Consider the following 13,811-nt stretch of genomic DNA (forward strand, 5'->3'; position numbering starts at 1 on the left):
ATCTGTGTAGCGGAGCGACAGTGTAATCTGTTGAATTTCGTCGCTACACTCCACATCATTCAGATCTGACTTTCCGCCAGTTGCTGACGACTATTCCACGATGTGACCAGGCGAAGAAGAACCAAACTTATGAGCAGGAGCACAGCTCCAATCATGAGTAAGATCCAAGGACCAATCAGCAGCATGCCACTGGCTTGACCAGCGACTAAGGCGATGAGGGGAAGGACAATTAATCCGCCGAGCTGATAGGCTTCCTGGAACCCACGGACCTTGGCCGAGATCAGCACGTTTAGTAAAATGACCATAAGACTGCAAGCGGGAACAACCCACACCACAAGTATGATCCAGTTCAGATTGGGAAACATCAACGTTCCAAACATGGGGTACATCAGAATATTGGCAATGATTCCATAGATCAGGAAAGTAACCCAGGATAATAGAATGGAAGGGATCAGGGCAGCTAGCACTTTGCCTTTAAAAAGAGTGCTCATACTGATCGGTGTGAACAACAATCCTTCCAGCGTCTTGCGTTCCTTCTCACCAGCGAAACTATTGGCCGTCAGAATACTGGAGGCCATCACCGGAATGATGAGAAACAAGGGAGCGAACATATACATGGCCAAATAATAGACAATACGATGATTATCTGTAGGCATGGAAGCAAGCTGAGGAATCTGTCCACCATGGGTTAACGCATCCAATGATTCGAGCAGAAAGCTGATGTTGCCCACAGAACGGAGTTCCATTCTGGAGGCCGCCCACAGGAGTGCAGAGGGCATAATGATTCCGATAATCAGTGGAACAATCAACATGGGCAACCAGAGCTGAACGCTGGCTGTGACAGACCGGATATCTTTACGTACCAGTGCACGTATGGCTTGGCGGTTATTCATGGTGGTGTGCCTCCCTTATGGCAAAATAGATAATTTCCAGATCACTGCCCGTGATGCGGGCCTGATAGACTTGACCATGCTCCGTTAATTGCCTTAGCAGTAATGGAATATCTTCACGCGATGTAAGCTGAAATGTCGCTTGATGTGCGGAGATTATTTCAGGTGTAAAGTCGGTTGCCATGTGCCATCCATCGGGCATGTCGGCTTCTACTTCGAGCTTCGGATTGGACAGGTACCGGCTAACAATCGCCTGTTCCGTCCCTTCCTCCACGATGCGCCCCTTTTCCATGAAAATATAATGATCACAGACGGCTGACAGCTGGGACAGCACATGGGATGAGACCAGGATTGTCATCTTTTCTTCCTTATTTAACTGACGGATAATGCGCAGCACCATCTGAATTCCATCCGGATCCAGGCCATTGGTGGGCTCATCCAGAAACAGGATGGAAGGACGGTGCAGGAGTACTCGTGCAAGGCCCAAGCGTTTTTTCATGCCTGTGCTATAGGTGCCGACTTTTCGATGCTGATAATCCTGCAACTCAAACAGAGTTACAAGCTCGTCGATTCGTTTCTTGGCATGCTTCAGGCCAAAAACATCTGCAAAGAAAGTCAGATTGTCACGCCCGCTCATATTTTCATATAATCCACTTTGCTCGGTAAGGGTGCCACACATGGCCAGTACTTTCTCCGCCTCACAAGCGGCGTCCAACCCGTTAATGGTTACCTGTCCAGCGGAAGCGCCCAAGACCCCATTCATGATACGGATCAGTGTGGTTTTGCCCGAACCGTTGGGTCCAATCAACCCGGTGACACTGCCTTGTTTAACTGTGAAACTGACATCATGCAGTGCTTGATGCACCTTGAATTGCTTGGATATGTTGCGTACTTCAATCATGTATATTCACCGTCCGATCTGAGTTTGGAGATTATACGTGCGGTCGGCTGATATCGTTCAAATGGACGACAAAAAAGATATTTTCCTCCTTCAATAGTCCCGAATGTAGGATGCACATTTACCCTGAAGTCTGCCTGAAATCGGGTCTCAGGTTTGTTTTCACTCTGTCTTGTAACATGTATCCTTATTTTAGGGTAGAACATCCGTTTCATTGCTATTTATAACGTGGTAATGAAAGATAAGGCCATACGTCTCATGAATGCCTGAAATATGCATATAACGCCGGTCTTGGTTATCCAGGGCCGGCTTGACGTGATGTTGTGGCGCCCCTGTCACGGGGAACGTCTGTTTCTAACGATTACATAATGAATTCGTCTAACACATCCATATGAATACATCATATGGGTACATATTGTGTTTGGACGTAGAGGAAGGTGAGTGAGTCATGACAGCATCCAATGAATATCGTTTTCAAGTGAATCTGAGCGGGATGATCCAGATTTTATCCAACCATCTATATAGCAGTCCTAAAGTGTTCTTGCGAGAACTGATGCAGAATGCGACGGATGCGATTACCGCACGAACGGAGGCGGAGCCAGGGTATCAGGGTGAAGTGCGAGTTGAACTGACGGGAACAGGTGAGCAATTGACCATGATGGTGGAGGACAACGGCATCGGCTTGACTGAAGCTGACATCCATGAATTCCTGGCCATGATTGGACAATCCTCGAAGCGCGGACAGCAAGCAATGCTGGATGGAGAGTCTTCGTTTATCGGGCGTTTCGGGATTGGGTTGTTATCCTGTTTCATGGTGAGTCACGAAATCGTCATGCTGACGCAATCCGCGAAGGGCGGCCCTTCGATGGAGTGGCGGGGCAAGCCGGATGGCACCTATACGATTCGACAGTTGGACACACAGCTGTCCCCGGGGACCAAAGTATATCTGCGTTGCACACCGGACGCGGCGCACTACTTTGAACCAGATTATGTGAAAGAAGCTCTGTTCTATTACGGAGCGTTATTGCCGTATCCGGTCACGTTGCATCATGACGGCGCGCAACATGTGGTGAATAGCGAGACACCGATCTGGCTGATGGACCCTGCGCTCGCACGTTCACGCAGATCAGAGGTATTGGCATTTGGTGAACGTCTGCTTGGCGAGCAGTTCCAAGACTTCATTCCGTTGACGACAGCTTCAGGCCGTACCGGAGGTATTGCTTTTGTACTGCCACACGCGGTTAATCTCAATGCCAAGCGTTCTCACCGGGTTTACCTGAAGCGAATGCTGATTTCGGAGAAGGCTGAGAACATTTTGCCAGAGTGGGCTTTCTTCGTGAAATGTCTGATCTGGACAGATGAGCTTCAACCGACGGCATCACGGGAACATTTTTATGAAAATGAGAAGCTGGAGGAAGTTCGCTCCGAACTCGGAGACGCACTTCGCAAGGGACTGGCCGACATGGCTGAGAGCCAGACGGAACGGCTACAGAAGCTGATTCGCCTGCATGCCCTGTCCATGAAGGCACTAGCTGTACAGGATCAGGCATTCTACGCGATGATTCATCGCTGGCTGCCTTTTGAGAGCACGAGGGGTCACCGTGAACTGGGTGAGCTAATTGATGAAGGAGAGACATTGTATTTCACGTCCTCTGTTGATGAGTACCGTCAGATTCATCATGTGGCATCCGCACAATCGATGCTGGTGATTAATGGTGGTTACATCTATGACAGCGAGTTGATGGCTACACTGCCGATGACTGTGCACAACGTACGCACGGAGCGGCTACAGCCGGATCAGGTCTCGATGAGTTTCACCGATGTGCCACCCGCTGAGCGTAATCAGTATTACGATGCGTTGCGACTGGCCGATTCTGCCTTACAGCGCTTCCGTTGTCGGGCTGAGGTGAAAGGTTTTAAGCCATCGGATCTGCCAGTGTTGTTCACGCTGTCTCAGGAATCCTCAACACTTCGTGCGCTTGAAAAAGCAAGCGAGGAGAGCACGGAATTGTTCTCGTCTGTTCTGGGTTCATTGTCTTCTGGCATGAGTTCAGCAGGGTACTCAACCTTGTATTTGAACGTGAGTAATCCGATCATTCAGCGGGTACTGACATCACCGGATGACCAGATGACACCGATTGCCATCGAAATGTTATACGTCAATGCACTGATGATGGGGCATTATGCCATGAGCAAGCAGGAGCTTGAAGTGTTAAATCAGGGCATTGTTCGTTTTATTGATTGGGGTTTGCGTGCAAATACAGATCGTAAGGGGGATGCCTGATGAAGACAGAGATGGATTTTGAAGAACTGATGGACGAGGCCTATGGTTTGCCCAATGGTCCGGCGAAGCTTGGTATGCTGGAGGAAGCGGCAAGAGTTGCCGATGTGAACGGCATGGAGGAAGAGGCATACGAAGCAAGATCGGAGATTGTGGAGACAGCAACATTCTGTGGTTATCCGATGAAAGCGCTGATTGCTTTTTCCTGGCAGCTGGGCAAGTTCGACCAACAGCCCGAAGAATATGATGAAGAAACGTTAATGTGGTCGTACAAATGGATATTGGGCAAGATGCCCGACTTCCCGGAAATATCACGTGAGAAGATCCTGGAGCTGTTGGAGGATTTTGGACGGCGTTTCAAGTCCTACGGTTACAGCGAACGCTCCTACTGGTATTATCGGTTCCGGATCTTTATGGATTTTGGGGAGCTGGAGGAAGCGGGACGCAGTTATGATCGATTCAGAACGATGGATCGTGACTTTATGAGTGATTGCGAAGCCTGTGAGCAGGATGAGATTATGCGTTATTTCTTGTTAAAAGGAGACGATGAGAAGGTATTGGAGGCGGCACAGCCTATCCTGAAAGGGCGTATGAGCTGTGCAGAGATTCCGCATCTGACTTTGTCTGAAATTTTGATGCCACTATATCGGTTGGGACGGACTGCGGAAGCAGATAAACATCAGACCAAGGGATATCGCCTGATTAAAGGCCAGAACGATTTTGTGCAGAGTTTTGCGGAGCAGATGGATTATCTCACACGTACGAATCCGGCAAAAGGCATTGATGTGCTGGAGGAAACACTGGTGTTTGCTGCTGATCATGAAGATCCTTACGCCAAAATGTTGTTCTATGCCAGAGCAGCATCGTTGCTTCGCCGCTGGGTGGAGGAATCTCCAGAATACCGATTGCGTCTGCCAGCATCCTTCCCGTATGAAGGTGACCCGGGCGACCTGCTCAAGCTGGCCGATTACTTTGCGGAGTATGCTCAGACCGCTGCAGCCAAGTTTGATCAGCGCAACGGGAACCACCATGTATCTTCGTTGATCGAATAGAGACGGATATAACTGAGTAACAGATCGCTATAATAAGTTATGAAAAGTAACGAAACAGGCTTGTTCGAGAAGGATCGTACCCTTCTGAACAAGCCTGTTTTTTCTTGCATCATAAGCATGATCAATCTAATCGGTATGAAGATGTTTTATTTTTATTGTGCTGAAGTCGCAGAAGGGACCGGCGCTGGTACTGGAACCGGTGCAGTTTCAGATGTCTCCTCTGCAGCTTCGGCTTCTTCAGCAGGTTCCGCTTGCGGCTGCTGAGCAGCCATCAGTTCAGCGACGATTTGATCTGTTGGTTGGGTAAGCAGCGCATACATGATCGCAGCCTCTTCCTGACGAATCAGAGGTTTGCGGGAAAGGAAATCAACGGATCCATCTTCCAGCACTTTTACCTCAGGTCCATGGATACCAAGCTTCGCCATCATCTGAACGGCTGGTACAGCCCATGGGTCCGTGTGTCCCGCAAGTTTGACATCCGTGAACAGTTCACTAGGATATTGCAGTTGCAGAATTCTCCACATCATGACCATGGCTTCCTGTCGGATAATCACTTGATCCGGCTTAAACTGTTGTTCGTCCGTCCCAGTAATCATACCCATTTCATATCCGAGTTGAATATATCCGGCTGCTGCATGATCTGCCCAGTCGGTGCCAGCAGGAGGCGTAGTTTTGCTGGGCTTCAATCCACTCAGTTTAAGGGTGTTCTCAATAAATTCAGCTCGTGTCACACCTGTTTTTGGTTGGAAAGACTTGTTGCCATCATTCTCATAATATCCAAGAGATTGTATGGCGTAGATGGCTTCAGCATAAGGACTGTTCTCACGAACATCCCGGAAGCCCATAGGCTTTTGACCTTTTTTCTCATAGCCCATAGGGTTGAGGTAAGGTTCTTTCATGTATGTGGTGCCATCTGCATATTCTTTGAATGCTGTGAATTGACCAGTCAATTCATCTTTGAAGAGATTATCCTCCACTTGAATCAGGTTGCGTTGACCCAGGAATACATCGTTAATACTTAGTTGTCCTGGCTTATCCCCGCCACCTTTCAAGGAACTTACAATCGTGCTAAGTCGAAGATCCGCGTACAATCCGGTGAAGCGTTGCAGCTCAGCTGCGGATTGCGGCGTGTAATCCTTGAACTGTACAGGCTCTGCATATTGTGGGAAGAAGCTCTGAATGAATGCAGGGTAGAACAGATTACGAAGTGCTCCATTTTGATTATACGTCAGGAAAACGCCTGTATTTTGCTCGGGAATAAGGAAGAGATAAGAGCTGAATCCGGTCAGGTCGCCTGCTTTTGTAATAACTTTTGGACTACTTCCTGCACCGGGAAGCTGAAATGCAGCTTCGAATCCATAGGTGGTGTTTGGTAACAGTGGATGAATGGAAGAACGGTACTGTTCCATGCTTTTCACCGTGGATTCCTTGAGAATCCGCTCGTTGTCCTTCACGCCATCATTCAGGAAAGCGATCATGAACTTCCCAATGTCTTCTGCGGTAGACAACATGCCGCCTTGAGGCATAGGTGTTGGAGCAATAGTGTACAGATCAAGCGGATTGTGTGCCGCATCATAGCCTGTAGCCAGCTGATTTTGGAACTTTTTGTCCAGCATGAAACTGCTGTTATCCATTCCCAACGGTTTGAAGATATGTTGTTGCATGTAGGATTCAAAAGGCTCGCCGCTTACATTCTCAACAATCATGCCAAGCAGCAAAAATGAGAAATTATCGTACATGTAGGCGGTACCAGGCTCTCGAACGACAGGAGGCATATGTTGCTGTGCGTAATCCTCCATCGCTATGTACTTGTCAAAATCAGTATGGATGTCTTCCTGCTGCGGATCACGGATCTCGAATCCGGTCGTGTGTGTGAGCAGGTTCTCCACAGTTACAGGTTTGTCAAAAGGATTATCAAATTGGAGCCCTTTCACATAGGTCTGAAAGTCAGCTTGCAGATCAACCTTGCCTTGCTCTACCAGCTGCATTACAGCTGCTGACGTGAACGTTTTGGAGACAGAGGCTACACGGAAGGCCGTATTTTTCGGATCGATCGCTGTTTTGCTCTCCACATCGGAGAAGCCATATCCTTTTTCCGCCAGTACTTTGCCATCTTTCACAACAACGACGGAGGCTCCCACATAATGGGCTTTTGCCTCAGGTGAATCGAAGAATGAATCCAGAAATGCTGTAGCTGATTCGGTTGTCAGCGCTTTCGTCTTTCCTTGTTCAGCAGCTACTGGAGTTGCGGTCTCCGCCTGAACTGCGGGTACCCACAGACTGAGAGACAGAACCACAGCCATAAAAGCTCCTGTTAGGGAGGTGAACCTGAAACGGGTCTTTCGTTTGGATAAATGCATGCAAACACTCCTTTATGAAAATATTTACAAAATAGTTACCTAACCATGTATTACTGATTACTCGCACGATAGGTTTCACGATAATAGATTCCGATGTTGGCAATCCAGATTACAGAGAGCATTACAATTGGGAATGGAGCAAAGGTAAAGAGCATCGAATATAGAACCATAGAGACCATTCCAACACCAAGAAGTACATTCATCATCTGAAAAGAACGATAGGCTGCACGATAGACAATCCATTTCTCGCCTTCATCCAGCTTCTCAAAATGATCTTTCTTCATATTGCGCGAGTTCAGATCCAGAGTGCGTTCAGGATAATAACGGTTGTATCGCTTCACAGTCAGAGTTTGCACGACCACAACGATGATAATAGAGATACACGAAGCAACGAGATTCAAGAGGTTGAACAGTTCTGGAGAATTCTGCATGGTTCGGTTGGATGCATACAAGGACAAGGCAAGTGCTGCCCAGGTAAACGTAAGAATAACGCTGAATCCGCTGAGTATCATCGCTTTTCCGAGGGAGCGCTCTGCGGGAGAGATGAGTGAATCGGAATCTCCATAAGCATCATTTTCCATGGGAGGGACAGATGGTGTGCGGGAGAGACTGAAGATGTTCCACACCGTCATAACTACCACAAGAGCCGCCAGGATTGCGAATAAAAGATCATAGTCATAATACACGGACAGCGTCCAGTTCAAGTCAGAAGGGAGTTTACTGACTCCGCTAGCGCCGAGAAAACCAACTACAGCGCCACCGGCTGCATACAAGGGAAGACGCAACCGCTTTTTAATGGACGAGGATGATGAATTTTTCATTTTAATCTCCACCTTTCAGTTCAAAGATTTTTTCGACAGGTTCACGAAATACATGTGCTATTTTTAGTGCCAGAACGACCGACGGAGAGTAATCTCCGCGCTCAATCAGGGCAATGGTTTGACGGGATGCACCAATGAGTTTGGCTAGTTCTGCTTGGGATAGCCGGTCTCTGGCTCGTAACTCCCGAACGTGATTGTGTAATTCTTCCACTTGCTCACCTCCATGAACCTAATGTACATGATATTTTACTAAATGTAAACTATAACATACAAAATGTTAAAGATCATTTACTTCTAAACGTTGATCATGGACATGAAAAAGAGAGCCAGTTGGGCTCCCTAGGATGATTATTTTGTTGTCCGAAAAGTTGCCAGAAAAGTGAAATCAAGATGCATCTGCACACGGCAGATGTTGATTCTGTTCCTCTGCCTTCCGAAGTAACATTCGGAAAAAGATGAGCGCTCCAAGCCCCATCAGGACATACAGGCCAGCCATCGCATAGGAGGGAAGAAAGGCTCCAATGGTTAACCCGAGACTGCCAAGAAGGGCAGCAGCGTTGTAACTCAACCCGTCAGCAGCCATATAGGCAGCACGGTCCGAATCTGGAATCATACCCGCGAGCATGACCTGACGAACAGGGGCGTACATCAACTCTCCAATGGTTAGCAATATAGCGGATGAGATGAGTAACCAGGCCCAGTTACTGAAAGCAAGTACGGTGAAACCTGCGGTGTAGAGGAGCATACCAACAGTCATAATAGATCGGGACTGGAAGCGACCTATCCATCTGGAGAATGGAATGGCAACCAAGGCGACCATTACGGTGTTGATGACCATGATCAGGCTGAACATATGCAGACCTGAGACATCTGAGCCGAACAGTTGAGCGGTGAATTCATTTTTTAGCCGAACAGCGATGTATTTATCCAACTGAAATTCCAGGGAGACTGCAAGTACAGTAGCCGTGAAAAATATCATGAAACGTTTGTCCTGAAAGACCGCCCAGTACGTTTTCAGTATGTTCCTCTGGATGGGAGTATCGTCACAACCAAATACACGTTTATCCATTGTTTCACGAATCATAAAGATCAAAATAAACAGGGTAGCTAGGCTTTCAAGGCATACCAGACTGAACAATAGGAAACGAAATGATTCGAAAAATAGCCCGCCCATCAGTGCACCAAAAGTTACAGCAACGTTTGTTGTCCAATATTGCAACCCATATACATAATGACGTTCATGTTCACTGCTCACGTCGACAATCATGGCATTAGCAATCGGCACGGTAATTCCTGAACTGAGACTGCTGAGCAGAAACATGAGACAAGTGACGATGATCGAATCCATCCACGGCGAGTTGGCGATGGCTAAGCCGAGTAGAGCCACGACCTGGAGACTTTGTGCGATCACCATCAATTTCTTCCGTCCAATCCGGTCAGACCAATATCCTGCCCACAATCCCACAATCATGGACGCCACAATATTGACAGTCAATAACAACCCCGCCAAACCTGCGCCAATCTGAATACTCAGATAGATCGCCATGAATGGAATGATGGACTTCTGGGTCAGATCGGTGAAAAAATCAGTAATGATACGTATCCTGATGTTCGGGTGCAGATCGGCGTATTTCATAAGTCGTTTTTCTTCCTTCCCACTGGTCATGTTGATATAACTGAGTATAATGGAGGAAAACCTGAAGAAAAACTGTAGAAGCATCCGGATGGATTTCGTATTTTAGCAGAAGGTAGGGCATATATGGACGTATCAGAACATTACATTCAACTGCGAGTAAACTTTCCACATGTGCAAGATGAACAAGAAGTACATACGAAGATAGGTGAACTTGCCGATCTATTATGTTGTACCATGCGCAATATGAACCTCATTATGAACAAATTCAAGGAGAATGGATGGGTCAGGTGGAACCCGCAGCGCGGAAGAGGCAAAAAATCGATGCTGGTATTTTGTGTCCCGTTGCTTGAAGTGGCGCGTGAACGATTTGACCATCTCCTGGATGGGAACAGGATGGAGGACGCCTATGAACTGGCTGCCACCTTGCCAATTACGATGAGAGAACATCTGATGCAGCAAATGCAGCAGCAATTCGGTCTGCGTTCGAATAAAGGGGACAGAGGACGAGTGGATACATTGCGGATTCCACGGAATATCCCTTTTAAGACATTGGATCCCACGCAGACGGCTATGTGGGGAGAAGTTTTTATTGTTGCGGAGGTTTTTGATTGTTTGGTTCGCTATAATGCTGAACACCAGGTCTGTGAACCGAGTCTGGCTGTGGCATGGGAGAGTCATTCGGAGGGGAGGGAATGGACCTTTTATCTGCACAAAGGTATACCATTTCATCATGGCAGAATATTGGATGCAGAGGACGTGAAGTTTACCTTTGATCGCATTATCTCTGACAATAGTAACCCGTGCAGGCCTCTGTTTGGATCTATTGAGCGCATAGAGACGTTGGACGAATTGACTGTACGTTTTGTGTTAAACAAGCCAAACTTCATGTTCCCGGATCTGATGAGCAGTATGTCTGCATCGATCTTGCCGAGAGATGTGGAGATGAATCCGCTCCATCCGATTGGAACAGGACCTTATCGGTTGACGCGGCATGATTCCAAGCTGCTTGTGTTGGAAGTATTCCCTTCCTACTTCCGAGGCCGAGCCTATATTGACCGCGTTGAAATATGGCAACTTCCCCATTCTGGGAGGGTGGAGTCCGTCATCAAGCATAATATATTTCCGGATGCGGAGCCTCGTGCCGTGCAGCATGAGATGCAGGGTGGCATGTATATGACGTTTAATATGCAGAAGGAAGGGCCACAGCATGATGTGAATTTTCGCCGGGCTGTTCAACAGCTATTGAATGCGAAGGAGTTGTCACAAGTGCTCGGAAGCACGAACACGCAGGCTGCCTATAGTCTGATTCGAGGACGAGTACAGCAACCTTTAAAGGTGGGTTCAGATCAAGGGGAGCCATGGAAACAGCAATCGGAACAACCGGATGGTTCGGTCACACCTGTACCTGAACTTTCCTTGGAGACCTCACTGGCGCGGGCCTCAGCATTATTGCGTCATAGCTCTTATCAAGGGCAGAGTTTAAGTCTGTGGGTGGAAGAAGGCGAGAAGCTGGAGGCAGATATGGTCTGGTTTGCAGAGAGAAGTAGACAGATTGGCCTACATATCAACATTATGCAGGGAGATCCGATCCATGCCGTCTATCAAGATGGGTTCGGGGATTGTGATCTGATCTATACAGGAGAAATCTTCAATGATCATGTCGTGCTGAGTCTCGTGACGATGTACACCTTCCAGAACACGTTATTCCTGATTGCGATGAATGATTACTGGAGACATGAACTGGAACAGGAATGTGGACGAGTGGTCATGATCCAGGAACCTGCGGAGCGGTTGAGTAGATTGATTCGGCTAGAAGATCGACTGATTCAGGAGGCGTTACTTCTGCCCACATACAGCTTCAAGGAAGAACACGCCCATCATGATTCGTTGCGAGATTATCGTCTTGCGGGGTATGGTCTGCCTGATCTGCGCAGATTGTGGGTGAAGAGAAGCCCTGGGGCCGCTGAAGAGGATACGAGTTATCCGGTGTATATTCCGTTGTGGTAGGATTAGCTGCCACAACGGAAATGAATCAGGCGTTTTCTATATAAATTGAACTAAACATTTATACAAAACGGAGAGGACAGAAATAACCTGAGGAAGCAGAGCGTTCGCCTTTATCCCCGGATTTTCACTTTATGAAAAGAAATCAAAAAAATCTGGGGATAACAGCGATCAGAAGGTTGTTCTGTCATCGGAGTGACCAGTGTAAATATATTCATTAGTTCAATTTATATAGGTTCAGATCATTTACGAAACCCTGGTGAATTCAATAGGCTTTGTACCCGGTTCAAGCAACAAAGGAATGGAGATGGATTGAGCAACTTCTGAAGATTCATTGAGGGTAAACGTATACGTGATCTTCAGACCGAATAACACAAATTCGACGGAAAACGTATCTTTCCCCGTGTATTCCATGGGCATTTCAATGGCGTTAAAGGTTGCTTGCAACCCGTCCGTTGTCTCTTGAATCGACATCTCGCCATAACCAGGATGCGTGTAAATACCCGCATAAGAGGTGTAAGGGCGATCACAAGGTATGATGTGAGGTTCTTCAATATTTTCCTCAACGGCAGTGTCTGCTTGAATAGGCACTTCCAGAGGATTCTCCGGATTAGCCTCCGTTTCTGTTGATTCTTTCCCCATTAATTTGCTCAATTTGAAACTCCAATTGACGGGCTCTAATCCAAGCAGTTGATCCATGATATGAAAAGCAACCGTATACGGAATTATACTTCCGTTGGTATTACTCAGAACCACGATTCCAATCTGCTCCTCTGGCAAAAAGGCAACTTGTGATGCAAAGCCATCAATAGCCCCACCATGATGAATCATGGCATGTCCACGATAAGGCTCAATCATCCAACCCAGACCATATGTACTCATAGGCAGTTCTTGGCTTATAAACGGCGAATCACTGGGCATCTGAGGACTATGCATAATCTTCATCTGTTCCTTAGATATCAATGACGTTCCTTCCCATTGACCTTGATGCAACTGGAATTGAAGCCATGCAATCATATCGATTAGATTGCTGTTAATGGAACCAGCAGGTCCTATGGCATCAATGGCTCGAAAAGGTATTCTCGTATTCTGACCATCCTTCTCCATATAAGGGTAAGCATAGTCAGGCTGAAGTTGCATTTTTTCAACAGAGAACAGACTTGAGTTCATACCCAACGGATTAAATAGAGTCTTATGAACCATCTGCTCCCACGAAGTTTCATTGAGCTGTCCAACCAGATAACCTGCCGTCATGTACATCAGGTTCTGATACTGCCATTTGTTTCGGAAATCCTGATTTGGCTCCAGATACTGTAATGTTCGAACAAGTTCTTCTCTTGTACGCGGGGAGTTGTACCATACCAACTCATGCCTTGGAAGACCGGAACGATGACACAGCATGTCGCGAATAGTTATACGTTCTGTTGCGATCGGATCAAACATCTTGAAGTCTTTCATATACGACTTCACAGGGGTATCCCAGTCGAGTATCCCCTGATCCACAAGCAGAGCAGCGGTTGCTGCGGTAAAGGCTTTGGTACTTGAACCGATGGCAAACAACGTATTAGGGGTAACTTTAAGTTTGGATTCCATGTCACGATAACCGTAGCCCTTTTGCCAGATGACTTCATCCTTATGGATCACAGCCACCGCTGTGCCGACACCATTCCATAATTGAAGCTGCTCGTCGATGAATTCATCCATTCCTTCCAGTGATGTGCGAAGCTTTGTTGTCGTCATACCTTTTCCTCCTAATATCCAATAAAAAGAATAATCTCCTACAATTCACTATGCCTTTTCTGGATAAAGTTAACATCCTCCCTGAGACTGATTTTGCGTAGCAATGCCGTATTAACGGACTTCACCGAT

10 protein-coding genes are annotated in these 13,811 nt (G+C 47.1%); 3 read left to right on the forward strand and 7 right to left on the reverse strand.

Going from position 1 to position 13,811, the window contains the following annotated elements; translation table 11 throughout:
* Positions 1-59 precede the first annotated feature (59 nt).
* Both MKY66_RS06940 and MKY66_RS06945 read right to left on the reverse strand, forming a co-directional pair.
* Entirely contained in the window at positions 60-893 is an 834-nt protein-coding gene (locus MKY66_RS06940; RefSeq protein ID WP_076216908.1) for an ABC transporter permease subunit, read from the reverse strand.
* Entirely contained in the window at positions 886-1,791 is a 906-nt protein-coding gene (locus MKY66_RS06945) for an ABC transporter ATP-binding protein (protein ID WP_076216907.1), read from the reverse strand. The genes MKY66_RS06940 and MKY66_RS06945 overlap by 8 nt, the downstream gene beginning before the upstream one ends.
* Before the next feature lie 445 nt (positions 1,792-2,236).
* On the opposite strand from MKY66_RS06945, the gene MKY66_RS06950 reads away from it, so the two are divergent.
* Together MKY66_RS06950 and MKY66_RS06955 are read left to right on the forward strand one after the other, a co-directional pair.
* Positions 2,237-4,072 (forward strand): HSP90 family protein, encoded by a 1,836-nt coding sequence (locus MKY66_RS06950; protein WP_076216906.1) that lies wholly within the window; start codon positions 2,237-2,239, stop codon positions 4,070-4,072.
* Positions 4,072-5,121 (forward strand): hypothetical protein, encoded by a 1,050-nt coding sequence (locus tag MKY66_RS06955; protein WP_076216905.1) that lies wholly within the window; start codon positions 4,072-4,074, stop codon positions 5,119-5,121. The genes MKY66_RS06950 and MKY66_RS06955 overlap by 1 nt, the downstream gene beginning before the upstream one ends.
* Before the next feature lie 152 nt (positions 5,122-5,273).
* On the opposite strand, the gene MKY66_RS06960 is transcribed toward MKY66_RS06955, so the two are convergent.
* The 4 genes from MKY66_RS06960 to MKY66_RS06975 all read right to left on the reverse strand — a co-directional run bounded on the left by MKY66_RS06960 (position 5,274) and on the right by MKY66_RS06975 (position 9,968).
* Positions 5,274-7,481, reverse strand: coding sequence for a serine hydrolase (locus MKY66_RS06960; RefSeq protein WP_076216904.1), 2,208 nt, complete (start codon positions 7,479-7,481; stop codon positions 5,274-5,276).
* 50 nt (positions 7,482-7,531) lie between these two features.
* Positions 7,532-8,302: a DUF3169 family protein gene (locus tag MKY66_RS06965; RefSeq protein ID WP_076216903.1), complete on the reverse strand. Its 771-nt coding sequence runs from the start codon at positions 8,300-8,302 to the stop codon at positions 7,532-7,534.
* Position 8,303: 1 nt separating this feature from the next.
* On the reverse strand, positions 8,304-8,513 hold the full coding sequence (locus MKY66_RS06970; protein WP_017690042.1) for a helix-turn-helix transcriptional regulator: 210 nt from the start codon (positions 8,511-8,513) through the stop codon (positions 8,304-8,306).
* Positions 8,514-8,687: 174 nt separating this feature from the next.
* Positions 8,688-9,968: an MFS transporter gene (locus tag MKY66_RS06975; RefSeq protein WP_339807085.1), complete on the reverse strand. Its 1,281-nt coding sequence runs from the start codon at positions 9,966-9,968 to the stop codon at positions 8,688-8,690.
* 93 nt (positions 9,969-10,061) lie between these two features.
* Between MKY66_RS06975 and MKY66_RS06980 the strand changes: the two genes are divergently transcribed.
* A complete protein-coding gene (locus MKY66_RS06980; RefSeq protein ID WP_076216901.1) occupies positions 10,062-11,945 on the forward strand; it encodes an ABC transporter substrate-binding protein in 1,884 nt (627 codons plus the stop codon).
* Between the two features lie 243 nt (positions 11,946-12,188).
* Here MKY66_RS06980 and MKY66_RS06985 read toward each other — a convergent pair whose 3' ends face one another.
* Positions 12,189-13,682, reverse strand: a complete 1,494-nt coding sequence (locus MKY66_RS06985) for a serine hydrolase (RefSeq protein ID WP_076216900.1) — start codon at positions 13,680-13,682, stop codon at positions 12,189-12,191.
* Positions 13,683-13,811: the final 129 nt, after the last annotated feature.

Source organism: Paenibacillus sp. FSL R5-0766 (assembly GCF_037971845.1).
In the GTDB taxonomy this organism is placed as follows: Bacteria; Bacillota; Bacilli; order Paenibacillales; family Paenibacillaceae; genus Paenibacillus.